The organism is Flavobacterium seoulense (assembly GCF_000695795.1).
Taxonomy (GTDB): Bacteria; Bacteroidota; Bacteroidia; order Flavobacteriales; family Flavobacteriaceae; genus Flavobacterium; species Flavobacterium seoulense.
Map to the genome: position 1 here is coordinate 25,521 of NZ_JNCA01000034.1, position 25,710 is coordinate 51,230.

Annotated in this window: 26 protein-coding genes; 7 read left to right on the top strand and 19 right to left on the bottom strand. The window is 32.7% G+C overall.

The genetic code is table 11. From position 1 onward, the window contains the following. Window positions 1–119: 119 nt before the first annotated feature. The 12 genes from panB to FEM21_RS15390 all read right to left on the bottom strand — a co-directional run bounded on the left by panB (window position 120) and on the right by FEM21_RS15390 (window position 12,866). The gene (gene panB, locus FEM21_RS15335; RefSeq protein ID WP_035662319.1) at window positions 120–938 is read right to left on the bottom strand and encodes a 3-methyl-2-oxobutanoate hydroxymethyltransferase; all 819 of its coding nucleotides are present in this window, start codon (window positions 936–938) and stop codon (window positions 120–122) included. Between the two features lie 122 nt (window positions 939–1,060). After that, on the bottom strand, window positions 1,061–2,401 hold the full coding sequence (locus FEM21_RS15340; protein ID WP_201448300.1) for an MGH1-like glycoside hydrolase domain-containing protein: 1,341 nt from the start codon (window positions 2,399–2,401) through the stop codon (window positions 1,061–1,063). Window positions 2,402–2,450: 49 nt separating this feature from the next. Then, window positions 2,451–3,749, bottom strand: coding sequence for an acetylxylan esterase (locus tag FEM21_RS15345; protein WP_035662329.1), 1,299 nt, complete (start codon window positions 3,747–3,749; stop codon window positions 2,451–2,453). 79 nt (window positions 3,750–3,828) lie between these two features. Next, on the bottom strand, window positions 3,829–5,157 hold the full coding sequence (locus FEM21_RS15350; RefSeq protein WP_035662331.1) for a rhamnogalacturonidase: 1,329 nt from the start codon (window positions 5,155–5,157) through the stop codon (window positions 3,829–3,831). Between the two features lie 153 nt (window positions 5,158–5,310). After that, a complete protein-coding gene (locus tag FEM21_RS15355; RefSeq protein ID WP_035662335.1) occupies window positions 5,311–6,606 on the bottom strand; it encodes an APC family permease in 1,296 nt (431 codons plus the stop codon). A 212-nt stretch (window positions 6,607–6,818) separates the two neighbouring features. After that, a complete protein-coding gene (locus FEM21_RS15360; RefSeq protein ID WP_035662338.1) occupies window positions 6,819–8,048 on the bottom strand; it encodes an ATP-binding cassette domain-containing protein in 1,230 nt (409 codons plus the stop codon). A 120-nt stretch (window positions 8,049–8,168) separates the two neighbouring features. Continuing rightward, window positions 8,169–8,939: a patatin-like phospholipase family protein gene (locus FEM21_RS15365; protein WP_035662343.1), complete on the bottom strand. Its 771-nt coding sequence runs from the start codon at window positions 8,937–8,939 to the stop codon at window positions 8,169–8,171. A gap of 34 nt (window positions 8,940–8,973) precedes the next feature. Further along, on the bottom strand, window positions 8,974–9,411 hold the full coding sequence (locus FEM21_RS15370) for an acyl-CoA thioesterase (protein ID WP_035662346.1): 438 nt from the start codon (window positions 9,409–9,411) through the stop codon (window positions 8,974–8,976). A gap of 148 nt (window positions 9,412–9,559) precedes the next feature. Continuing rightward, window positions 9,560–10,843 carry a serine hydrolase domain-containing protein gene (locus FEM21_RS15375; RefSeq protein WP_035662349.1) on the bottom strand — a complete coding sequence of 428 codons (1,284 nt, stop codon included), beginning with the start codon at window positions 10,841–10,843 and terminating at the stop codon, window positions 9,560–9,562. 34 nt (window positions 10,844–10,877) lie between these two features. After that, window positions 10,878–11,267: a DUF1398 domain-containing protein gene (locus FEM21_RS15380; RefSeq protein WP_035662353.1), complete on the bottom strand. Its 390-nt coding sequence runs from the start codon at window positions 11,265–11,267 to the stop codon at window positions 10,878–10,880. Window positions 11,268–11,297: 30 nt separating this feature from the next. Continuing rightward, window positions 11,298–12,182 carry a mechanosensitive ion channel family protein gene (locus FEM21_RS15385; RefSeq protein ID WP_035662356.1) on the bottom strand — a complete coding sequence of 295 codons (885 nt, stop codon included), beginning with the start codon at window positions 12,180–12,182 and terminating at the stop codon, window positions 11,298–11,300. Window positions 12,183–12,245: 63 nt separating this feature from the next. Then, on the bottom strand, window positions 12,246–12,866 hold the full coding sequence (locus FEM21_RS15390; RefSeq protein ID WP_035662360.1) for a Pr6Pr family membrane protein: 621 nt from the start codon (window positions 12,864–12,866) through the stop codon (window positions 12,246–12,248). A 321-nt stretch (window positions 12,867–13,187) separates the two neighbouring features. Here FEM21_RS15390 and dnaK point away from each other — a divergent pair, with 321 nt between their 5' ends. After that, entirely contained in the window at window positions 13,188–15,065 is a 1,878-nt protein-coding gene (dnaK, locus tag FEM21_RS15395; RefSeq protein WP_035662362.1) for a molecular chaperone DnaK, read from the top strand. 83 nt (window positions 15,066–15,148) lie between these two features. Here the strand turns inward: dnaK and FEM21_RS16625 are convergent, their stop codons facing one another. Together FEM21_RS16625 and FEM21_RS15400 are read right to left on the bottom strand one after the other, a co-directional pair. After that, window positions 15,149–15,319, bottom strand: a complete 171-nt coding sequence (locus FEM21_RS16625) for a hypothetical protein (protein WP_201448301.1) — start codon at window positions 15,317–15,319, stop codon at window positions 15,149–15,151. Between the two features lie 124 nt (window positions 15,320–15,443). Continuing rightward, window positions 15,444–15,989, bottom strand: coding sequence for a GNAT family N-acetyltransferase (locus FEM21_RS15400; RefSeq protein ID WP_236353686.1), 546 nt, complete (start codon window positions 15,987–15,989; stop codon window positions 15,444–15,446). Window positions 15,990–16,089: 100 nt separating this feature from the next. On the opposite strand from FEM21_RS15400, the gene pyrR reads away from it, so the two are divergent. From pyrR to FEM21_RS15430, 6 genes are all read left to right on the top strand, one after another. Next, window positions 16,090–16,629, top strand: coding sequence for a bifunctional pyr operon transcriptional regulator/uracil phosphoribosyltransferase PyrR (gene pyrR, locus FEM21_RS15405; protein WP_035662372.1), 540 nt, complete (start codon window positions 16,090–16,092; stop codon window positions 16,627–16,629). A gap of 51 nt (window positions 16,630–16,680) precedes the next feature. Next, entirely contained in the window at window positions 16,681–17,607 is a 927-nt protein-coding gene (locus FEM21_RS15410) for an aspartate carbamoyltransferase catalytic subunit (RefSeq protein ID WP_035662380.1), read from the top strand. A gap of 56 nt (window positions 17,608–17,663) precedes the next feature. Beyond that, window positions 17,664–17,999 (top strand): hypothetical protein, encoded by a 336-nt coding sequence (locus tag FEM21_RS15415; protein ID WP_035662381.1) that lies wholly within the window; start codon window positions 17,664–17,666, stop codon window positions 17,997–17,999. An 86-nt stretch (window positions 18,000–18,085) separates the two neighbouring features. Then, window positions 18,086–18,991 carry a ribonuclease Z gene (locus tag FEM21_RS15420; RefSeq protein ID WP_035662383.1) on the top strand — a complete coding sequence of 302 codons (906 nt, stop codon included), beginning with the start codon at window positions 18,086–18,088 and terminating at the stop codon, window positions 18,989–18,991. Window positions 18,992–19,024: 33 nt separating this feature from the next. Continuing rightward, window positions 19,025–19,669 carry a pyridoxamine 5'-phosphate oxidase gene (pdxH, locus tag FEM21_RS15425; RefSeq protein WP_035662385.1) on the top strand — a complete coding sequence of 215 codons (645 nt, stop codon included), beginning with the start codon at window positions 19,025–19,027 and terminating at the stop codon, window positions 19,667–19,669. A gap of 160 nt (window positions 19,670–19,829) precedes the next feature. Continuing rightward, window positions 19,830–20,336 (top strand): CAP domain-containing protein, encoded by a 507-nt coding sequence (locus FEM21_RS15430; protein ID WP_035662387.1) that lies wholly within the window; start codon window positions 19,830–19,832, stop codon window positions 20,334–20,336. A gap of 186 nt (window positions 20,337–20,522) precedes the next feature. Here the strand turns inward: FEM21_RS15430 and FEM21_RS15435 are convergent, their stop codons facing one another. The 5 genes from FEM21_RS15435 to FEM21_RS15455 all read right to left on the bottom strand — a co-directional run. Beyond that, window positions 20,523–20,900: a flagellar motor protein MotB gene (locus tag FEM21_RS15435; protein WP_236353688.1), complete on the bottom strand. Its 378-nt coding sequence runs from the start codon at window positions 20,898–20,900 to the stop codon at window positions 20,523–20,525. Between the two features lie 287 nt (window positions 20,901–21,187). Beyond that, window positions 21,188–23,125: an OmpA family protein gene (locus FEM21_RS15440; protein ID WP_035662393.1), complete on the bottom strand. Its 1,938-nt coding sequence runs from the start codon at window positions 23,123–23,125 to the stop codon at window positions 21,188–21,190. Window positions 23,126–23,155: 30 nt separating this feature from the next. Continuing rightward, window positions 23,156–23,548: a tetratricopeptide repeat protein gene (locus FEM21_RS15445; protein WP_236353689.1), complete on the bottom strand. Its 393-nt coding sequence runs from the start codon at window positions 23,546–23,548 to the stop codon at window positions 23,156–23,158. Between the two features lie 11 nt (window positions 23,549–23,559). Next, window positions 23,560–24,471, bottom strand: a complete 912-nt coding sequence (locus FEM21_RS15450) for a PorP/SprF family type IX secretion system membrane protein (RefSeq protein ID WP_035662407.1) — start codon at window positions 24,469–24,471, stop codon at window positions 23,560–23,562. Between the two features lie 62 nt (window positions 24,472–24,533). After that, window positions 24,534–25,710, bottom strand: a 1,177-nt coding sequence (locus FEM21_RS15455; RefSeq protein ID WP_152547425.1) for a gliding motility-associated C-terminal domain-containing protein, incomplete at its 5' end; no start/stop codon positions are given.

Sequence of the window (25,710 nt, forward strand, 5' to 3'; positions counted from 1 at the left end):
TGAATACAAAATAAATGCCCGAAACAGCGTTTTCTTCGTAGTCACAAAGATAAGCGGTATTTTGGGCATTTTTAGTAAATAATAAGAAGAATTAGAATTTATATCTATTCGAATACATCTTAGTATTGTTCTTTTTCGTTAGGGAAGTCAGACGATTTAACATCAGTTACATATTGGCTAATAGCCGAAGTCATTCCTTCGTATAAATTCATGTATCTGCGTAAAAATCTCGGACTGAATTCATTATTCATTCCCAACATATCGTGGATAACTAATACCTGACCGTCAACACCTGAGCCTGCTCCAATTCCAATTACCGGAATAGAAATACTCTCGGCAATTTGTTGGGCTAATTTGGCTGGAATTTTTTCTAAAACTAAAGCAAAGCAACCTAACTTTTCTAATAATTTAGCATCCTCGATTAATTTTATCGCTTCCTGTTCTTCTTTGGCTCTTACGGTGTAAGTTCCAAATTTATAGATCGATTGTGGTGTTAAACCTAAATGTCCCATTACAGGAATTCCTGCGTTTAATATTTTTTTGATAGACTCTTTAATTTCTTTTCCTCCTTCTAATTTTACGGCATGTCCGCCGCTTTCTTTCATTATTCGAATAGAAGAACGCAAAGCCTCTTTAGGATCAGATTGATAACTACCAAAAGGCAAATCAACAACTACTAAAGCTCTGTCAGCACCTCTTACCACTGATGATGCATGATAAATCATTTGGTCTAAAGTAATAGGTAGCGTAGTTTCGTGTCCTGCCATAACATTAGAAGCAGAATCTCCTACAAGTATTACATCGATTCCAGCCGAATCAACAATTTTTGCCATAGTATAATCGTACGCCGTAAGCATGGAAATTTTTTCTCCCTGAGCTTTCATATCGATTAATGACTTTGTTGTAATTTTTTTATAGTCTTTTTTTGCTGTAGACATAGTGATAGTTTTATGAAATACAAAAGTAGTAAAACAAATTTGGATGAAATGAATAAAAACTCAAATAGCGTTCTGACTCCTTATTAATTTCATGTTTACTAAAAACGGTTTTAAAAGTAGTCTTAGAATTCTTCCACCGCTTTTTTACCTTCTAACCAGGCTACCATATTCAAAACAAGGTAATTCCAGTTTTGAAATCCTTTGTTTAACATAGGTACACCAGTTTCTGGTTCGTAATATTCATGCAAAGCGCCATTCTTTTTAAAATCTTTTCCGAATAAATTGATTGTTTTTTGAGCTAATTCATTCGCTTCTTTTTTATAGCCGTATTTTTCTAAACCTTTAAAAACCATGTAGTTTGAAATTCCCCAAATAGGGCCTCTCCAATTCGACGGATTTGCACTTGATCTTAAACTGTACATTTTTTCCATTTTTGAAAGCGTTCTAACACCAGATGCAGAGTTGAATGTTTTTTTATTCGAATAATGTTCTTTTACAATTCTTTCAGCTTGTTCTGGAGTAGCAATTCCTGACCAAAGTGCTAAAAATCCGCTCCAAACACCAATTCTTTGGATTAAACAATCATAATCTCGTGGATAACCACTGTGAATAATAAACGAGCGACCCAACGTATTGTCTTCAACATTGGTAACAGGACGCAAGTTTAAATCCACACTATAAAAGAAACCGTCTCTTTCGTCCCAACAATTTTTTTGAATTGCTGTTTTCAGATTTTCAGCATCAGTAGCAAATTCCTGACCTACATTCGATAAATTCAATTGATTCGCTAAATAAACCATCGATAATAATTCTTTATACATCAAACAGTTGAGATAGATGGAAGCTGAACTTTTATTAGGTCTGAAAAAAGTACTGGGATCATTATCTACACCTATTGCAACATCACTTTGCCAGTAATAAAGTCCTGTAGCCTGATTTCTGTGATGCGATTTATAAGCATTTACAAATGTTTGAAGATGGTAAAATTTTTCCCGAATCCACTCTGCATTACCGCCATTAGTTTTGGTAATAAATGCTGCGTGTTGTGCCAAAACAGGTTTGTGCATATTGACATCATAAATATTTTCAGGACGAATATCACGGGGTTTTGAATCTTCCCAAATTACAATTGGCAAATAACCATCCCAATCTCCATAATGTAAAAAGTTGAGTACACAGCCTTGTTCGTATTTTAGAGCTTCTTCTTTGTCTTTTTGTGTACCAATGTCGGTTAAAATTTGTCGAAGTGCTATATTACTCAACCAGGAATCCCAATCCCACAATACATTATCATATTGATTGCTTCCAGGCGTAAGAAACGGATACACTAATGAACCGCCGCCTTTGCGATACATTTTTTTATAATCTTTGTAAATATTGGTTTTTATAATCGAAATATAATCTGATATTGAATCTTTTACCTGACTGTAAGAAGATAAGCTTACTGCAAGTAATAATAACATAAGAAAGGTGGTTTTTTTAGTCATAATTACAATATTAAAGCGTTTTTATTTATTCGATTCCGCATTTTTCTCGCAGCCATTTCATTGATTTATCATCGGTTTCACCAAATCGCCAATGTGCCGAAATAGGAGTGATAACAATCTCTTTAGGGGCTTTTACCGAATTAAAAGCCGAAAGAGTAGAAGTAGGCGGACAAGTATTATCGTTATATCCAGTAGAATAAAATCCAGGAACACTAATGTTTCGGGCAAAATTTACTACATCATAATATTCCATTGTTTTAATTTTTTCAGGACTATTGTTTTGATATTTGTCGCTAAACATAGCAGGCCAGCCTCCGGCTCTGTTGTGCAAATAACCGCTGTTGTCGCTCAATGCTGGATAGAATGATGAAATATAATTAATTCTTTTGTCAATTCCGGCAGCAACAATAGTCAATGCGCCTCCTTGACTTCCGCCAGTTACGACTACATTTTTTTGGTCAAATTCAGGAAGACTGGTTAAAAAATCAATGGCACGAACACCATCTAAATATACTTTTTTATAGTAATAATTGTCTTTATTATCTAAGTTAATTGCCCAATAGTCTTTAAGTTTTTCTTTTGCTACATTCAAATCTGCATCACTCATTTCCGGAGAAATACCATGAATTTCGGTTGTTAAGCTTATAAAACCTTTTTCTGCATAAGCCGTTATTGGAACTATTTTTTTAACTCCAGCTCCTGGTGGATTGAATAAAACCGGATGTTTTTTATTGTCTTTTGGTTTACTCAAATAGCCATAAAAGTAGTTACCTAATTTATAATTTTGCAAACGAACCAAATAAACATCTACAGTAGCAGTTGATAAGTTAGGCTTGTGAGTTACTACAGCATCCATTGGAATTTTAGCATTTTCAGCTTTTGCCTTTTGCCAAAAAGACTCAAAATCTTTAGGTAAATTGACTGTCGGTTTGATTTCGAAAGGAGCAAAACCTACATTAATTTCGTTTTTATAAACATATCCATCAATTTTAGTTTCTACTTTTAACTGACGGAATCCGGGAACTTTTGCAGTTCCAATATTGATTTCTCCAATTCCACTTTGTAATTGAAGTGCTCCTTTCTTTTCAGGAGTTAATTGTTCCGGACCATATTGATATTCAACGGTAACATTTTCAACTGGTGAACCATATTTAAGTACGCTAATTGTTATAGTCGCTTCTTCGTTGAGTTTGTAATTCCAATCAGCATGATTAGCGGTTAGAATAATTTGAACGAGTTTTAATGGTGCTGGTGTGTTTTGTGCATTTGTATTAGCGGTCAAAAGCACAAGCAATAATGAAAAATAGGAAAATAGTGGTTTCATAGAAATGGTTTAAAAAAAGCAAAGGGCATAATAAAATTATATTATACCCTTTAATGATTAGAATAGCTAAAAGTAGTAATTACTTAATTACTTTATTATTTACAACAACATTTTTAAGTGTTAAACCTTTGATGATACTTTTGTCAACAGCACCATTTTTAGCTTCAACTTTTAAATTTTCGAAAGTAAAGTTGCTTAATTTATCGTATTCAGTAATTTTCATATCATAGAAAACATCACATTTTAAATCAATATTTCTCAAAGTAATATGATCTGAATACGATAGCGGAACTTCTTTTCGGCCTTTTAAATCAAAAAATTGTGTCCAGGGTTTTACATAAATTAAACTGTAGGCATAACCTTTAATGTTTTCAACAGTAATGTACTCGTAATTTTGTGGTGTGTCAGGACGCATTTTTAACCATAAAAGTCTTTTAGCATCATTAACAGTACAATTACGCATTAAGATATTTTTGTTGTGAATAGCTTCACTACCACTTGTTAAAGCTGCATGACAGAATCCGAATTCACAATCTTCGATAATAATATTTTCATTGCCACCATTGCTTAAATCTTTATCAGCCCAAGGACCTTTTCCGCCTTTTAATGCAATTGCATCATCATTTACGGCCATATAACAACCTTTAATTAGCATATTAGTACATACATCAATGTCAATAGCATCAGTACTTGGCGCTTTTACTGGTTCGTGTGGAGAGAAAATATGCAAATCAAGGATTTTTACATTATTACATTGGTAGTAATGACTTGTCCAGAAACCTGAGTTGTGTAGTTTTACGTCCTGAACCTGAACATTATCGCATTTCCATATAAATACTAAACGCGGTCTTGAAACTTCAAGATTAGTACAGTTTGGATTTTCTTTTCTTCTTTGCCAGAAAGCTTCCCAGTATTTTAATCCGTTTCCGTCAATAGTACCTTTTCCTGTAATGGTAAAACCATTAATCCCATAAGCATTTACCAAAGCTGTGAAATATTCGATACTTTGTCCTTCAATTCTGGAAGGCATTTTAGGATAATCATTGATGTTATCAGAACCTTTTAAAGTAGCTCCTTCTGATACGTGCAAATGTGTATTGGCTCTAAAAAATAATGCACCACTCATGAAAACTCCTTTTGGAATCACAACAACTCCACCGCCATTATTATAAGCTTCGTCAATAGTTTTTTGGATTGCTTTAGTTTGTACAATGGTACTATCGTTTACCGCACCATAATCAGTAACAGAATAAAATTTACCTAAATCGCTTGGATTTATTTTTGTTGCATCCAGAAACCAATTCGGTATTTTAGTTCCATCAGGAAAAACATCTTTATTGTTTTTTTGCGAAAATGCTTGCGGAGTAACTGCTAAAAAAGCAAGAAGGAGTAAACAGATTTTTTTCATTTCTTGTTGTAAAAGTTAATAGAATGATGTTCACAAAAAGAATGCCTCTTTTAACGAAGGTAAATTTTGCGAAAAAACGAAGATATGAAAATTATAAGCAAATATACATCCTGCATTGCAGACAGGACACTCGAAATAAATTGAAAACGAAGCTTATTTTTTATTCGAAAAGCGTATTAAAAAATAAATTACAGATAAAACACCGATGGCAATCAGCGTTCCAATGATTTCATTTCGAGTTAAATTAGATAAAAAATAAACAATAATGCTAATAGAAAGTATAGGAATGGTTAATCCGCCGGGAATCGTAAATTCGTCTGGTTTGGTTTCGCGGGTGTAGCGTAATTTGATAACGGCTAATACCACTCCTAAATAAACAATGAGTATCGAACTGCTGGCAATAACCACCAAACTTTCAAAACTTCCGGTAGCGGCAAAAGTAAAGCCCAGCAAAGCATAAATAATGATAGCAATGTACGGAGTGGCAAATGAAGGATGAATTTTAGCTATGGCTTTTATCGGAATAACTCTGTCACGACCTAATGCATAAAGCGTTCTGGGATTGTTTAGAATATCACCACTTAAAAAACCAAACATCGAAATAGCTGCACCAATGGTTAGAATTACAAATCCAATAGGACCAAAAATAAAATTAGCAGTAGCAGCGAGTGGAGTAGCGGTAAATTGTGGTAACTGATTGCCTAATACTCCCTGAGCGACAGTTTGAATCAACATATAAAGCACTACAATTGCCGAAATACTAATAAAAATTGCTTTTGGAATGGTTCGTTTTGGATTAATCACTTCACCAGAAACTACAATTCCTGATTCGCAGCCCTGAAATGCAAAAAATAAAATAAGAGAAGTTTTGCCCAGTTGCTGAATATCAGGAAAACTTTCGATGGTTAAATTTTCAATAGCAACTGCTTCCCATCCAAAAATAATTAATAATAACAGCGGAATTAATTTTGCAACGGTATTGATTTTTACCAAACCAATCCCTTGTTTAACACCAATAACATTGATAAAAGCTAAACCACCAAAGACGATTGTTAAACATAAAATTCGCATCCAGGCAATTTGGAAAACAGGATTTGCTGAACCCAGCACATTAATTAAGGCATTAGAAACCGCAGCATCAGCTAATAAAGTTCCGGTTACGGTAAAAATACCTGCTAAAAAACCAGCATAAGGACCAAAAGCTGTTTCTATATACGAATAAACACCTCCTGTTTGTGTTACTTTGCTCGAAGCTTCGGCAAAACAGAGCATGATTAATGCCATTAAAACGCCACAAAAAATATAAGCAAAAATACTGGAAGATCCCATAGAAGAGGCAACAATAGCAGGAAGAGCAAAAATTCCGGCGCCAATTATTACATTCATAATATTGGCTGATAAACCCATTACGCCTATGGTTCGTTTTAATTCTTCTTCCTGATTAATCATTCTTATTTGTTTTTGGCTAATACATTCGTTAAAAACGAAGTTATGGAAAATATTGTTTTTAGCAACAAAAGAAATAAAATCAAATTAAAATTTAATGATTTTGTAAAAAGATTGAGAAAAATGTTTGAATTTTTGAAGTGTTTGAATTTCGTTTAATATAGTCCCAAGACCATAAAAAAATCCGACTTACTTTCATAAATCGGATTTCAATATTATTTAATAACTCCTGTAGAACCTTCATCGGTAGGAATTAATTCAAAAACTGAGTTGGGAGCAAGATTAGGTTCGATTCGGTGTGAAACGTAAACAATAGTCATATTCGATTCTTGTTTTAGTAAATTGATAAGTTGGGTAACTAAGGCTACACTTTCATCATCTAATCCTTCAACTGGTTCGTCTAAAATTACCAAAGGCGGGTGTTTTAAAACCGAACGTACAATCATAGCCAGTCGTTGCTGACCTACCGAAAGACGTTTGAACATTTGGTTTTTAAGATGTTTCATCCCGATTAATTCCAACCATTGATCGGCAATTTTTTTGTGCAGCGTTGTTGGTAAATCATACAATCCGATTGAATCAAAAAAACCGGATAAAATCATTTGTTCTAAGGTGTGATTTCTGGTAAATAAACTAGTCATATTGGTCGCAAAATAACCAATGTTCTTTTTGATATCCCAAACACTTTCGCCGCTTCCTTTTTTTCGACCAAATAAGTATAAATCCTGACCATAACCTTTAGGATTGTCTCCGTTGATTAATGATAAAAGCGTACTTTTTCCGGAACCATTTGGACCTATCAATTGCCAGAATTCACCTTGCTGTATGGTCCAGTTAATGTTATTTACTACAGGACGGCCTTCGTAACTAACACATACATTATTCATTTGAATCAACACTTTTTCGTTATATTCAATAGCATGTGCCGGATGCGGAATTCCCGATTGGTTTATAATTTTAGACTCGTGAACTTCATTTGTAATTTCTTCTAATAGAAAAGTATTGGAATTGATTTGTCTGTTATTCGAAATAAAAGGCAATACATCAGCATGACGATTGATAAGCTGAATTATTTTAATTTTAGAAGTTAGTTCTTCTAATAGTTTTGATAATTCAATTCGGGAAGCCTGATCTAAATGATCCATTGGATTATCAAAAATGATAAAATCAGGATTTTGATCCATGCAAAATTGCAAGAATTTCTTTTTACGCTGACCAGAAGAAAAAGTACTTAATTTTCGGTTGTTATCTACCGCAGTTAATTCCAGGTATTGAAATTCTTTTTGGATAAAATGATCAATTGCTAAATCGGAAAAAAGAATTCCTTTTAATTCGTTAAACGGAGCTAATTCGGCAGTGGCTCTTCCTGAAAGAATGGTTTCTATAAATTCTTTTTTATTGATTTGATTGGATAATAAAATATTCCAATGTGCAGCAGTATTCATAAAGGGCAATCTATTTTTATTAGCCGTAAAGATAAGAAAAGAAAATAGAAGGCAGTGTTTAGTATTTAGTATTCAAAAAAATAGAATTCAGAAAACAGTTTAGAAAAATAGACTCTGATTTTATAACTGAACATTAAGTGCTTTGATTTCGTCTTCCAGAGTAAGTGCATATTCGTAACTGTATTCGAAAATTTGATCGGCATTTTTAAGGTTGTAAAGACTAAACTGACTCATATTTGGCGGTTCGAAATAAACATTACAGCTGAGTGTTTTTTGCTCGACTGAACTTTTCATAGCCAGATGAAAACAACGATCCAAGATATTGTTCATGCCTACTTTGTCAACTTCTTTTTTGATGGAATTCACATAACTGCCAATGATTACATCACATTGTCCTACCAGAGGTTCGATAGGAAAGTTATTGATTACACCGCCATCAACATAAAGTGTATCGTTAAAACTGATAGGCTGAAATAATAAGGGCAGGCAAGAGGAAGCCATAATAGCATTAGACAAATTACCTGATGAAAAATAGACCAATTCGCCTTTTAAAATATCGGTTGCAGCAATGTAAAGCGGTATTTTTAAATCATCGAAACTGTTTGTTGGAAAGCATTCGAGATAAATATCATGAAAACCTTTCATGGCAAATAAACCTTGTCTTTTCATTAAGAGATTAGAAAAACTAAAGATATTCCCTTTTTTTAGAATCTTTAAAATATCAAGTACCGAATAACCTGCCGCATAAAAAGCGCCGGCAATTGCTCCGGCACTTGTTCCCGAAATATGTGTAGGTTTAATGCCAAATTCCTCTAAGGCTTTTAGCATTCCGAGATGCCCAATTCCGCGGGCACCTCCACCAGATAATACGATTCCAACTTTAGTTTGCATAGGCTACTTTTCAAAAAGGTGTTTTTTTGAGTTTTTAGGATTCCATAAAGTCATCAGATTTTGGAATACTTGCTAAGGCTTGTATTGCTATTTCGGGTACTGGATTGATTAACTTTCTTAATTTAGTATCCATCCAGGCGCCATCAACTGTAATAGTTGCACAAAGTAAATCTTCTTCATTTCTCAATTCATGATTAATAGTCCATCGTGAGGCATCGGCTCTCATTTTGGCTACTTTAGTATGAATGAATATGGTGTCACTGAGTTTGATTTCTTTTCGAAAAATACATTCTTCTCTAAAAAGAATAGGACCAAAATGCTGTGTCTGAAACGCTTTCATAGTCAATCCAAGACTTTCTAATATTTCGACACGATGTTGTGCAGCCTGATCGTAATACACGCTATGGCGAACATGAAAATTAGGATCAATATCTGCCCAACGAAATGATAATTGTTTACTGAAAGAGGTCATATTGCTGTATTAAATAGTAAGTTCTCGTAAATTTAATAAAATCCATTTTATAATAAAATGGTACTATTGAATATTCTGTAGTACTTTAAAAACAAAAAAAGCAATTTCTAAGAAAGAAACCGCTTTTGTAGATGTTTTTTCGAATAGATTAATCGTCAATAGCTTGTTCGGCTAATATTTGAAATTTCCAGCCTGTATTATCATTAGCTTTTTGAGTTTGTTTTAAGATAATACCAATGAGTTCTTCTTTTGGGTCGGCAAAATATTGAGTGTTGAAATAGCCGCCCCAGTTAAAAGTTCCTGCGCTTCCCTGACCGCCTAAATCTTCGCCCATTTGGTTTAAAACTCTAAAACCTAAACCGTGACCAGCATCGGTTTTTCCCCAGACTTCGCCAATTTGGTTAGCTAACATAAACTGAACGGTAGTTCTGCTTAATAATCGGATACCGTTGAGTTCACCTTTATTTAGGAACATTTGTAAAAAAGTAGCATAATCTTTGGCTGTACTCGAAAGTCCGGCACCACCTGAAAAAAAGCTTTTTGCTCCTGATTTTGGATAATTGACATCGTAAAATGTATTTGGAAACGGAATCCATTTGCCTTTTTCTTTGGTTTGTACCGTTACAAGTCGGTTGTATTTTGATTCTGGTAAATAGAAATAAGTATCGTTCATTTCTAACGGATCAAAAATTCGGGTTTTGTAAAATTCATCCATTGGCATTCCTGACATAATTTCGATAAAATACCCAATAACGTCTAAGCTTTCGCTATAAGTAAATTTCTCTCCTGGATTATGATGTAATGGTAATTTTGCCAGTTTTTTGACGCTTTCGGCAATAGTAATTTTATCTGTCGTAAACAAATCAGTTACTCCGGCATCTTTATATATTTTTTTAAAACGCGGATCACTATCAATTTGGCCATAACCAATTCCGGAAGTATGTGTAATTAAATCACGAATAGTAATTTCTCTTTTGGCTGGTTTTGTTGTGTATTTTCCGTTGGGATAAACCGAATCTAAAACCTGAGCGTTTTTGAATTCGGGAATGTATTTTGCAATTGGATCATCGAGTTTAAATTTTCCTTCTTCCCAAAGCATCATAACTGCAACTGTTGTAATAGCTTTTGTTTGAGAAGCAATCCTGAAAATAGCATCCGTTTTTAAAGGTTTTGAAGTCGCATTATCTGCCATTCCAAAAGCTTTGAAATAGACAATTTTGCCTTTGCGGGCTACAAGTGCAATAGCTCCTGGAATTTCAGAATCGGCAACGGCTTTGTTGAGCATAATATCAATTCGCGCCAGTCTTTCGCTGGACATTCCTACATTACTGGGAATATCTTCGCTAAGTTTAGGTGAATTTTTAATTGATTGGGTTTGGGCATAATTATTAAAATTCCAAAGTGCAAAAAGAGTAATGAAAATTTTTTTCATGGTTGATTTTTGGTTTTTAATAGAATAGTTGGTTTTATTCAGGAATTTTTTCTATCAAAATAGGATTTTCGGAACTATCATAATAAGTACAGGTCATTTCGATAATATCTACACGCCATTTAGCAATTCCGCATTGTGCTGCATGCTGGCAAAAAGTTAAATAATCAGTCTGACCGTCTTGGTGCATTACTAAAAATTCGATAAAACGTTCTTTATTAGCTGTTGGAAGTACGGCTAATGCATTGTATTTTTTATCAGTATTTGCAGTAAAATTATTGTCTCCAAAATAAGAAACACTGCCGTCAGTTACAATGGTATCGTAGCCTTTTACGCCTAGATTAATTAAATCCTGAATATAATTAGGGAAATCAGCACCCGATTTTACTTTTTCATGTGCTGCTTTAATTTGGTCAATAGTAAACATATTTTAAATTTTTAGGTTTTCAAATATAGTTTAAAAACCTAAAATTGTAGTGTTTTGATCTTGCTGATTTTTTTGAAAATTATTTTTAATAGTTATTTCCCTTTGTGGAAAAGGAATCGAAATTCCTTCCTGATCAAAACGTTTTTTTATGCTTTGTAATAAATCGCAGTACATTACAAATCCGTCATTAGTGTTTTTTGCCCATGCCCAGACTTTTAAATTCACGCTGGAATCGGCTAATGCAACAACTCTGGCAATCACTAAAGGGATGTTTTCTTTTTTGTTCTCGGGAGTTCGCGTATCAATAAACAATGGATGTTGAGCAACTTCTTCTTTCATGATTGCTAATGCTTTTTCGATATCACATTCGTAACCAATTCCTATTTCGATTGTTTTACAGCATTTGGTATCCTTCATATTGGTGTTTAGAATAATTTGATTGCTTATAACCGAATTTGGAATAATAATTCTATTGTTTTCGGCATCTTTTAGGACTACTTGTCTTAAATTAATGTCTTCGACTACACCAGTAAAAGTGTTGATTGTAATACGGTCGTTAATTCGAAAAGGCTTAAAAATTACCAGAAAAATTCCGCTCATAATATTACTTAAGGCTTGTTGAGAAGCTAAACCAGCTATTAGCGAAATGACTCCGGCACCAGCTAATAAAGAATGCCCGATAATTTTAAATTCGGGAATCTGGATTAATGCAAATGAAATTCCTATGATGTAAATAATCGTAATGATTAAATGTTTTAAGAACTTGAATCCTGTAATGTCAAAATTTTTGTGTGTTAATTTCTTTTGCAAAAAACGTTTTAACATACGATCGACTATTAATCCTAAGATAAAAGTGAAAAATAGAATGATTGATATGATTGAAAGTAATTTTAAATCGGTTTGGAGATTTTGCATTGTGCGATTTTTTAGACTTTAAAAATAATAAAACACAATGAAATCTTTTAAAAGTTGATTGTTTTAATTTGCTTTTTTGGGATTTAATTTCGAAATCCAGACAAACAGTATTGATATAATTATAAAAAGCAATGTCATCCCAATACTATTGATTATAACTTTTTGAAATCCGATAATATTTACATTTAAAAACGGATAAGGGTAGAAATTAGAAAAATGTCCGCGAACTAAAACACAAACCAGATAAATTAATGGATAAATTAACCAAGATAAAATGTGCTTGTATTGTAAAGAGTGGTCACTTTTATTTATAAACCAATAAAGAAGTACTAGTGTAGGATTGACAGAATGCAACATTTCGTCAACAATTTTTTGCAAGCCCACAGGATTCCAGGCGTGGCGTAATAAAACTTGGTAAACTAAACCTACAATACTAATGTAAACTGTTATTGATGTTAATGTTGCAAAATTAAATTCAATAGATTTTTTATGTTTTAAACTATTGTAAATGAGAAAAGAAAAATAACCCGCAACCAGACTATTAGTTAAAATAGTAAAAAAGCTAAAGAAACGAACGGTTGTTTCGAGAAAGGTATTTGTACTATTAGATAACATTAAATCAAATTGGCTAACAACTGCAAATAGCGAGAATATTGCAATACAAAAAGCTAACAATAATTTCATTTGGTTAGTATGTTTTTTGATGATTAAATTTCTTTATTTGTAAATGTAAAGCATTCAATTTCAAATATATTAAAATATTCTTGCAAAATATATTTGGGAATAAAACGTTATTATTAATTTCCTTGAAATAGTTGGCAGAGTAGAAGATTAATTAACTATTTGTCTTGGAAATAAATAAAAAAAATGTCAGTTTGTCATATTGTTTTATGTCAATTATAATGACAACTGACAATTTATAACTGACTTTCGTATTGGCATAAAGATTGACTTATGCACCCTGAGTTATTAAATTGAGTATAATAAAAACTAAATATATTAAAAATGGGTAAAATAATCGGAATTGATTTAGGTACGACTAACTCTTGTGTTTCTGTAATGGAAGGTAGTGAAGCAGTTGTTATTCCTAACGCAGAAGGAAAAAGAACTACACCGTCTATCATCGCTTTTGTTGAAGGTGGAGAAATTAAAGTAGGAGATCCTGCAAAAAGACAAGCAGTAACTAATCCAACTAAGACTATTGCTTCTATCAAACGTTTTATGGGACAATCATTTGCTGAAACTCAAGAAGAAGCAAAAAGAGTTCCTTACAGTGTTGTAAAAGGTGACAACAATACGCCACGTGTGGATATTGATGGTCGTTTATACACTGCTCAAGAATTGTCTGCAATGACACTTCAAAAAATGAAAAAAACTGCTGAAGACTATTTAGGTCAAACAGTTTCTGAGGCAGTTATTACTGTTCCTGCTTACTTTAACGATGCACAACGTCAGGCTACAAAAGAAGCTGGAGAAATTGCTGGTCTTAAAGTAATGCGTATCATCAATGAGCCTACTGCTGCTGCATTAGCTTACGGATTAGATAAAAAAGGAACTGATCAAAAAATTGCTGTTTACGATTTAGGTGGAGGTACTTTTGATATTTCTGTTCTTGAATTAGGAGACGGTGTATTCGAAGTATTATCTACAAATGGAGATACTCACTTAGGAGGAGATGATTTTGACCAAGTTATTATTGACTGGTTAGCTGACGAATTCAAAGCTGAAGAAGGTATCGATTTACGTTTAGACCCAATGTCTTTACAACGTATTAAAGAAGCTGCTGAGAAAGCTAAAATTGAATTATCTGCTTCTGCTGAAACTGAAATCAACTTACCATACGTAACTGCTACGGCTTCAGGACCTAAACACTTAGTTAAAAAATTATCTCGTTCTCAATTCGAGAAATTAGCTGATAACTTAGTAAAACGTTCTATGACACCAGTTGCCAGAGCTTTAAAAGATGCAGGTTTATCTACATCTGATATCGACGAAGTAATCTTGGTTGGAGGTTCTACTCGTATCCCAAGAATCGTTGAAGAAGTTGAGAAATTCTTCGGTAAAAAAGCGTCTAAAGGAGTTAACCCTGACGAAGTTGTAGCTATTGGAGCTGCTATTCAAGGTGGTGTACTTTCTGGAGATGTAAAAGATGTATTGTTACTTGACGTTACTCCACTTTCTTTAGGTATCGAAACTATGGGTGGTGTAATGACTGTTCTTATCGAAGCTAATACTACTATCCCAACTAAAAAATCTCAAGTATTCTCTACAGCTGCTGATTCTCAGCCATCTGTTGAATTACACGTGTTGCAAGGAGCTAGAGCAATGGCTGCTGATAACAAAACTATTGGTCGTTTCCACTTAGATGGTATTCCACCAGCACCAAGAGGAGTTCCTCAAATCGAAGTTTCTTTTGATATTGATGCTAATGGTATCATTAAAGTAACTGCTACTGATAAAGGAACTGGAAAATCTCACGATATCCGTATCGAAGCTTCTTCTGGATTAACTTCTGAAGAAATCGAAAAAATGAAGCAAGATGCTGAAGCTAATGCTGAATCAGATAAAATTGCAAGGGAAAGAGCTGAAAAAATAAACGAAGCTGATAGTACTATTTTCCAAACTGAATCTCAATTGAAAGAGTTAGGAGATAAAATTGCAGCTGACCACAAAACAGCTATCGAATTTGCTTTAACTGAATTAAGAATGGCTCACCAATCTCAAGATCTTGAGGCTATTCAAAAAGGTTTAGATAACGTAAATGCTGCTTGGAAAACTGCTACTGAAGCTATGTATGCTCAAGGAGAGCAAGGTCAGGCTGCTGCTGAACCACAAGCTGAAGGTGATAACGTTCAAGACGTAGATTACGAAGAAGTAAAATAATTTTACACTAAGTAATTAGTATTAAAATCAAAAACCGAGTCAGTGATGACTCGGTTTTTTTATGATTAAAAGTAAAGTAATTATTATTTTCCACCTATCTTACTTATTAGAAAAATGATAAGTGCAATAACTGCTATAACAAGAAATATTCCAACACCCATTCCTGCTTTAAAAATTCCGCCAATTACTTCGCAACTAGTGAATGTAAACATAACAGTCAATAACAATAGTGTTCTTTTTAGTGTATTTTGCATGATTTCTATAATTTTAAATTAGTTAATTATCCTAATTTAAAGTTACTTGATAAGGAAAACTTCAGTATTATATAATTTTCTAAAAGAGTTATAATATTTAGTATAGAGGTAAAGTGAAATTCTGTTATGCAATTCTTTTTCCTAAAATTTTTAATCCAAATTCTTGTTCGTCAAGTAAAGCAATGTTTGGAAGTGTTGCCCAGTCTTCAAATCCAAAATATCTAAATAGTTTTAAACTAGGTTCGTTGTGAGAAAAAATAAAACCCAGCAGTGTTTTGATTCCTAATTTTGGTGCTTCTTCAATACAATAGCTCAATATTTGTTTACCTAAACCTTTTCCTCTTTGTGATTCGTCAATATAAATACTTATTTCAACTGTTGCATTATAAGCAGGTCTTCCGTAGAATGATTGAAAACTTACCCAGCCAATTATTTCTTTGTTAGAGTTTTCGATAACCCAAAGAGGTCTGTTGTTTGGATTGTGTTCATCAAACCATTTTTGCCTACTTTCAACCGAAACAAGTTCAGTGTCAGCCGTAACCATTCTTGATGCTATTGTTGTGTTGTATATTTCGACAATTCTTTTCAGATCTGAATTATTGGCATTTCTATAAACTAAGTCTGTCATGATAAAACTATTTTGATGACTGCTAAAATTATGGGTTTTCATCTAAATTAGCTTTTATTCAAAAAAATATTTACAACCTGATTTAGTCTAACAAATAAAATCTGATTTTGTATATTTGCATGACCCAACACAACTCTTTACTATGACTCAAAAAGTTTTACTCAATTCAAAAGAAGTCAATATCATTCTTCATCGTTTGGCTTGTCAGCTAATTGAAAAACATCTCGATTTTAAAGACACAATTTTAATTGGTATTCAGCCCAGAGGAACATTTTTAGCAGCAAGACTAAAAGAAGTTTTAGAAAAAGAGTATGAAACTCCCGAAATAAAATTAGGTTATCTGGACATCACATTTTTTAGAGATGATTTCCGAAGAACCGAAAAACCATTGGAAGCTAATAAAACCAATATCAATTTTATTGTCGAAAATAAGAAAGTTATTTTTATTGATGATGTATTGTACACCGGCAGAAGTATCAGAGCAGCTTTGACAGCTATTCAGTCTTTTGGTAGACCATCGGGAATTGAATTGTTAACATTGATTGATCGTCGTTTTAGCAGGGATTTACCAATTCAGCCTGACTATAGAGGAAGACAGGTAGATGCTATTAATGATGAGAAAGTAAAAGTAAGCTGGAAAGAAAATGATGGGGAAGATGCAGTGTATTTAGTGACTAACTAAGCACAATTAATCATCTGAAATCATCTATAATAAAATAATAATCGTAAACGAATGAAAGAATTAAGCGTAAATCATTTATTAGGTATCAAATATATTAACAAGAATGATATAGACCTTATTTTTGAAACAGCCGATCATTTTAAAGAAGTTATTAATCGACCTATTAAGAAAGTACCTTCGTTACGAGATATTACTATTGCCAATATTTTTTTCGAAAACAGTACCAGAACTAAATTATCATTCGAATTAGCCCAAAAACGTTTATCTGCCGATGTAATTAGTTTTTCGGCGGCACAATCTTCAGTTAAAAAAGGAGAAACGCTTATTGATACTGTAAACAATATTCTTTCGATGAAAGTAGATATGGTGGTGATGCGCCATTCTAATCCAGGAGCAGCACACTTTTTATCGCAAAACGTTAAAGCAAGTATTGTAAATGCCGGTGACGGAGCTCATGAACATCCTACTCAGGCTTTGTTAGACAGTTATTCTATTAGAGAAAAACTAGGAGATGTAGCCGGAAAAAAAGTAGTGATTGTGGGTGATATTCTGCATTCAAGAGTTGCCTTATCTAATATTTATGCTTTGCAAATGCAAGGTGCCGAAGTAAAAGTTTGTGGTCCAAAAACGTTAATTCCTAAATATATTGAGTCATTAGGAGTAAAAGTAGAACCTAATTTGCGTAAAGCCTTAGAATGGTGTGATGTTGCTAATATGTTGCGTGTGCAAAATGAAAGAATGGATGTGAATTATTTTCCTTCAACCAGAGAATATGCACAGCAATATGGTGTTGATAAAACCTTATTAGAATCTTTGAATAAAGAAATTGTAATCATGCACCCGGGACCTATAAACAGAGGTGTCGAAATTACATCTGAAGTGGCTGATTCCGGACAATCAGTGATTTTGAATCAGGTTGAAAATGGAGTAGCTATCAGAATGGCTGTGATTTATCTTTTAGCATCAAAAATTCAGTAAGTTAAAAAATCTTAGTAACTTTAGATTTTTGTAATCTAACAATTAAATTTACACCTATGAAAGTAGATCAAAAAGACCATACTATTACAATTAAAGATACTCAGGGCAATTTTACTGCTTTTTTAATGAAAGTTACACATCAATATAAAAGTTATGAAAATCATAATATTATTATTGATCTTTTAGGCTACAAAGAAGAATTGCCTGTAAGTGATTTAAAATTGTTTTTGCCCATGTCTAAAAAGCATAAGAAAACAAAAAAATCCTTTGTGGTTGTAGTTGCTGATTTTGATTACAACGCTTTGCCTGAAAAATTTACCGTAGTTCCCTCTTTATTAGAAGCTCATGATATTATTGAGATGGAAGAAATAGAGAGAGATTTAGGGTTTTAAATCGTTTAATTGTTTATTCGTTTAAAAGTTTAATCGAATGATTCTTAGATAACGATTAAACAAATAACCAGTTAACCAAATAAACTTTGAAATTAACTATCCTTGGCTGTTATGCAGCTACACCTCGCACATTAACTAATCCTACGGCACAATTAATCGAAATAAAAAATCGACTTTTTCTTATTGATTGCGGCGAAGGTACCCAAGTGCAATTACGAAAAAACAAAATCAAGTTTTCTAAGATTAACCAAATTTTCATCTCGCATTTGCATGGAGATCATTTTTATGGTTTGATTGGTTTGATTTCTACTTTTTCCTTGTTGAATCGAAATAACGATTTACATATTTTTGGTCCAAAAGGCATCAAAGAAATTATCTTATTACAACTTAAATTATCTAATTCCTGGCCTAATTTCGGATTGTTTTTTCACGAATTAACCTCTAATCAAAGTGAAGTTATTTTTGAAGATGATAAAGTTTTGGTTAAAACGATTCCGTTAAAACATCGCGTTTACACCAATGGCTTTTTATTCGAAGAAAAATTAGATCAACGAAAATTAAATATTGAAGCCGTTCAAAAATATCAGATTGAGAAATGTTATTATCAAAATATCAAGAACGGAAAAGACATTCTTTTAGATAATGGAACGCTCGTGAGTAATAATGAATTGACATTCGATCCAGAAAAACCTAAAAGTTATGCCTTTTGTTCGGATACGGCTTATAATGAAGCTATCATTCCAATAATTGAAAATGTAGATATTTTGTACCATGAAGCTACTTTTTTACAATCTGAGGCAAATTTAGCGGCAAAAACAATGCACAGTACGGCTAAAGAAGCTGCTACAATTGCTCAAAAAGCCCAAGTGAAGCAATTGGTCTTAGGACATTATTCTACACGATATGACGCTATTTCTTTATTTAAAGAAGAAGCTGAAACTATTTTTCCAAATGTTCTATTAGCAGATGATGGAGAAAGTTTCGAACTATAATTTTTTATACTACTATTTATAATTACAAATACTATGGAAGATTTAAGTAATTACAGAAGATCTTACGAAAAAAGTGAATTGTTGGAAACTAATATTCCGCAAGACCCTATTAATCTTTTTCACCGCTGGTTTCACGAAGTAGAAGATTTTGGAGGTACAGAAGAAGTAAACGCTATGACGGTTTCCACTTTTGGATTAGACGGTTTTCCTAAATCGAGAGTTGTATTGCTAAAAAAATACAATGAAGAAGGATTTATTTTTTACACCAATTATAATTCGGAAAAAGGAAAAGCAATTGAGCAAAATCCTAATGTATGTCTTTCTTTTTTTTGGCATTCAGCCGAACGTCAGGTTATCATAAAAGGTATAGCCGAAAAAACTTCTGAAATTGTTTCAGATAATTATTTTGATTCAAGACCGGAAGGAAGTAAGCTGGGCGCTATAGTTTCTAATCAGAGTGAAGTGATTCCTTCCCGCGAATTTTTAGAAAATAATTTAAAAAAATTAGAATCAGATATTGATAATCAGGCTATATTGAGACCAAAACATTGGGGAGGCTATTTAGTACGTCCTGTTGAAGTCGAATTTTGGCAAGGAAGAGCTAATCGTTTGCATGACAGAATTCGATATTCTGTTCAAAAAGATTACTCCTGGAAAATCGACAGATTATCGCCTTGATGTAAGAAATTAACTCTTTTTTAATTCAAAAAGTGTATTTCGTCGATTTTTTTTGTAGTTTAACGATAAAGTGTTGTATGTTTGAGTAAGCAAAAAACAAAAACTAACACCCTTTAAAGAGTTTGCCCCACAATCTACTTTAAACTTAAACTACTAGCTTATGAAAGTAAAATTACTCAATTTAATGTTGCTTTTCACAGTGATATTTACTATGAATTCTTGCTCTTCAGATTCTTCAGAAGAAACCGCCGATTCAGTTAGTGCTGTAGTTGTTGAAAACTACACTTACAGTGAGGTTGAGTTAGAAACTATGAAACTGATTAATGATTATCGAGTAAGTATTGGATTAAATCCATTAGAAAAAATTAATCATATTTCTTTTAAATCTGAAGAACATGATTATTATATGATTGACAAAAAAGCGCCAAGTCATGATGGTTTTGTAGATCGTTCTAATAACATTATGAAATTGTTAGGAGCTACTACAGTTGCAGAGAACGTTGCTTTTAATTATAATAGTCCGGAAGCAGCAGTTAAAGCCTGGTTAAACAGTGCAGGACATAAAGCTAACATAGTAGGTAACTATACTCACTTTGGTATCTCTATCAGACAAGATGCTGCAACAGGAAAAAAATATTATACAAATATTTTCGCAAGAATTGATTAGTTAATTTGGTTTATAAATAAAGTACAAAAGAAGGTATTTGCCCCAAATCTGTCTTCTTAGTATTAAAAAAAGAGAGTATTTGCCCCAAATCTATTCTCTTAAAATTAAAAAAAGAGGTTATAATTTTAAATTATAACCTCTTTTTTATTTTATGTAGTTTCTTTTAATATTTAAGAACTCAATATTTTATTTATTAGTATGTAGTTTTTTATCAAGTTTTTCTACAATTGCATTTGCTTTATCATTTTCGCCAATGGCATATAATGATTTTGCATATTGGTTGTAATATACAGGATCTAAATCAGTAGTCATTGCAAATAATTCGCCATACCATTTTGCGGCTTTTACCATATTTAATTCGGTGTAAAATGCATTTCCTAATTTTTGGAATAAATCAACTGATTTATAACCTTTTTCGGCAATACGCTCGTAAGTTTTCGTTACGTTTACATAAGCATAGCTTTTTCCTATTTTATCAGTAGTATATACTTTTGAACTTTGTGAATAGCTATTGTAAGACAATAAACTTGCTAACATGAAAAAGAAGATTGGGGTTACTTTCATATTATAAAATTAAAAAGTTGAAATTAGTTTTTTATGTCTTTTTTCTAATTGATTATTTAATAAAATTCAAAAATTAATTTTGCTAAATGTAATAGAAAAAATTATACGTTGTCTAAAATCAGTATTTTTTTCGATAAAAAGTGTAATAATCACGTTCTTAGTAAGATTTTGTAGCATATTTTTCAATATAATAAATTGAAATTTTAGATATAATTGTAAATAAAAAACCTCGAAAGAGAACTAAGCTTTCAAGGTTTTAATTTTCAAATCAGGAAAGTGGTTTAGAGTTATAAATCAGTAATGATAAATTCACTTCTACGGTTCATTTGGTGCTCTTCTTCAGTACATTGTACTCCATCTGAACATTTGTTAACTAATTGATTTTCGCCATAACCTTTACCAGTTAATCTGTTGGCTTTAATACCATTTTTAACTAACCATGCAATAGTTGATTTAGCTCTTCTGTCTGATAATGCTTCATTGTATTTGAAAGAAGCACGGCTGTCAGTATGCGAACGTATATCTAATTTCATACTAGGATATTGATTTAAAACATCTAATATTTTTTCTAAATCCAGTGCTGCTTCCATTCTAATATCTGATTTATCTAAGTCAAAATAAATCATTTTAATGCCAAAGCATTTGCCTAAATCGTCACCTATAGTTACTTTGCATTGTTCTTTTTCGAGAGCTAATGGTAAATAGGTTTTTCCGTTTTCTTTAGGAACTTTTACTTTTTGTTCTATTGTGGTATATTCTGGTTTTTCAGCCCTTACATTATAACTTTTACCACATTCTACAGCAAATGAATAGTTTCCTTTTTCGTCAGAAACTGTTGTACTAATAAGATTAAACTGGCTATCGTATAAAGTCAGTTTTGTATCAGGAAGCAAAATTTTAGAATTTAAATCGGTAATTTCTCCATATAATAGTTGTTCGCAAATGAGTCTTTTAGTTTCTAAAAACTGGTAGATATCATCAAATCCCTGACCGCCATCTCTATTCGAACTAAAGAAACCTTTTCTGGATTTGGTATCAATTACAAAAGCAAAATCATCTTTGGACGAATTAGCATCAGCTCCAATATTTTTCACTTCATTAAAAGTTCCGTTGGTATTTATTTTAGAAACAAATATGTCTAATCCTCCTAGACCGGGATGACCATCGGACGCAAAATAGAGTTCGTTTTCGTCATTTACAAAAGGAAAGGTTTCCCGCCCGGCTGTATTGATGCTGTTTCCTAAATTTTCAGGAGTTCCAAAGCTTCCGTCACTGTTTATTTTCACTTTAAAAATATCCGATTGTCCTAATGTTCCGGGCATATCTGAGGCAAAATACAATGTTTTTTCATCAGCACTTAATGTTGGATGAGCTGTACTGTAATTATCACTAGTAAAAGATAATGCAGTGGTATTAGCCCATTTATTATCTACCAAAGTAGCTTTGTATAGTTTTACCAGAATTACATTTTTTCCATCTTTTCCTCTTTTACCATCAAGATAATTATTTCGGGTAAAGTACATTGTGGTGCCATCTTTTGTGAAGACCGGAGTCGATTCGTGAAATTTAGTATTGATTGCTTTATCAAACTTTTTAGGGTTGGATGCCGTCATTTCATCACTTAAATCAGCAGTATATAAATTAGTAAAAAACTGATCGGTCCAGGAATGCTTGCGATGTCCTAAACTACCGGTATCTCTTGCTGTGGCAAAATAGATTTTGTTATTATACATGGTAGTTCCATAATCAGAATATTTAGAATTTATTCCTGCATTTTCGATTTTAAATCGTCCTGAATTTTCTTTTATAGCATCAAGATAATTTTGATTTTTTTTGAATAATTGCCCTCTGTTATCGTTGTCTGATAATTGGTTGAATTTATTCATCATTTCATTGGCTTTATCATTTTCGCCAATAGAACGTAATGACTGAGCGTAACGGAAATAATATTCAGGTTCAACATCAGATGTTGCGGCAAATAATTCGCCATACCATTTTGCTGCCTTGTCTAGTTCAGCATTAAAATAGTAGGCATTTCCTAACTTCTGATACATCATTACCGATTTGTATCCCTTTTCAGCAATTCGTTCGTACGTTTTAATAGCATTAATGTAGGCATAGCTGTCATATTTTTTATCAGCTGATGCCAGTTTAGCTTTTTGGGAATAAATGTTACATGAAAAAACACTTACTATAGCTATGCAAAGGAGTATATTTTTTTTCATAATAGTTGTTTTTAGATGAATCGTGGAGTTTTAATTATTTGAAGCTGTATTCACCGTTGTTTTTTGATTGAATAGTTTCATCATTTCATTGGCCTCATCATTCTTATTAATAGATTTTAAACATTGAGCATATCTAAAATAATATTCGGGTTCTAAATCAGTACTTTTAGCTAAGGCAAACAATTCCTGATACCATTTGGCCGCTTTTATTAATTCATCATTGAAATAATGTGCATTTGCTAATTTTTTCAGCATATCAGTAGATTTATATCCTTTTTCAATTACTCTTTCGTAGGTTTTTAACGGATCGACATAAGAGTAACTCACATAGTTTTTGTTAGCAGTAATTACAGCCGTATTTTGCGAATAAACAGTACATGAAAAAATACTTATTATCATGTAAAAAAAGTCGTGATTTCTCATAATAATTGTATTTAAAAGAATCTTGGAGTTGTAATTTTATTATTGTTTTTGAAAATTTCATATCTCAGGAAAATTTCATGAGATCCTGAATTGTAATTGTCTAATTTGGTAGTTTCTAAGTCGTATCCATAACCAATATACATGGCATCAGATATTTGAAAACCAACCATAGCACTTACAGAAGCACTCCAACGATAGGCAATACCTGCTGTTAATTTGTCAAAAAACAAAAAGTTTCCTGAAACATCTACTTGCAAAGGTGCGCCTTGTACCATTTTAGTCAGCAAAGCTGGTTTGAATTTTAGGTTGTAACTTAAATCCATTACATAGCCTGCAATTAAATAATAGTTTATTTTTTCTTTGTTAACCCTTACTTGATTATCATTATACCGATTTGTTTCAATGAAGTTAGGAACAGATACTCCTACATAAGCCTTATCAGAGTGAAGATAAATACCTGCTCCAATATTTGGTGATATTTTATTATCGAATGCTTGCAAGCTTGGATCACCAGCATTTTCAGGATTTAATTTGTTAACATCTAAATTGAATAAGTTGGCCGAAGCTTTAAGTCCAAAAGAAAGTTTCACATTTTCAGAAGTAGGGATGGTGTAGGATAGATCTGCAGAAAGTGTATTTTCTGTTGTTGGTCCAATTCTATCATTAATAATTGATACTCCCAAACCTAATCTACTCCCATTAAACGGAGTATTAATCGAAACGGTATTAGTTGTAGGTGCTCCATCAAGTCCAACCCATTGTGTACGATGCAAGGCAAAAATACTCATAGCTCCTCTTGAACCAGCATAGGCTGGATTTACATTTATAGTGTTGTACATGTATTGGGTAAATTGTGCATCTTGTTGTGCGTAACTTACCATAGCTGTAAACATTAGACTGATTAGTAGTAGTTTTGTTTTCATTTTACTTAGTTTTAATAATACCTGAGGTTTTTAATCAACCTCAGGTATTAAATTGAGTTGTTTTATCTGGAAAGGTATAGGAATCCTTGCTGTTTTTTAGCAATCATCTCGCCTTGTAAACCTACAGCAGTATAGTTCAAAACATAGAAATAAGTTCCAGTTGGCAATCCAGCCGATTTATCGAATGTTACTCTTCCTTCAGAGTAGCCTTTGAATGCTTTAGTTAGATTATCATATCCTTTAGTTTCATAAACTAGTATTCCCCAACGGTTATAAATTTCAACTGAATTTTCAGGATAACAAATGACATCATCAATATTGTCAATTTTAAATAATTCGTTTATTCCATCACCATTTGGAGTAAAAGCATTGTGAACAAGTATGGTTCCACATCCTAATACCTGAGCTCTTTCGATAACTAAAGTATCTTCGGCTGTTACAGGAGTATTGTTCGGACTTAATCCACTAGCATTAGCAGTATTAGTAATGTTATTTTCTCTTAAATCATTTAATGTTATGGTGTGACTTTCTAAGAATTGTTTTTGTTCACCTGGAGCAAGACTGAATGCTTGATTTGTAGTATCTAATCCAGTTAAAGGATCTTTTACAATAATGTTATGAATAGTAGCATTTCCTGTATTTTGTACAGTTATAGTATAATTGATAACATCATCAACAAAACTATACACATCACTTTCAGTACCATGACTATTAACAATAGCCGTTTTCACTAAAGTCATACCAGGATTCTGAGTCAATGGAGTAGTAGTAGGAGTGTCATTTTCTACTGTAGTTCCAGAGATGTCAGTTACATTATTTCCTTTTGGATCTTTAGCAGTTGCCAAAGCACTATTAGTTACTTTTCCGGTATCAATATCAGCCTGAGTAATAGTGTATGTTCCTTTGATTACAGAACTGGAAGCACCCACATTCAAAGTTGCAATTGGATTTCCAGTTATAGTTAATCCTATCATCGGGTCGGTTACAACTACATTAGTCAACGTTGTATTTCCGGTATTTGTTACAGTAAAAGTATATGTAATTACATCTCCTTTAGCACCTGATCCAGCTATGCTTGCTGTTTTTACTAAAGCAATTTTTGGAGCTTGTGTTAATTCAGTAATAGTACAATTTGTACACTCAGGATCTTTAGGGCAAGTTGTACAAGGCGTAGGATCAGTAGAAGTAGCCGTTATTGGTTTATCTTTTGGATCTTTCGCTGTAGCTGTAGCCAAGTTG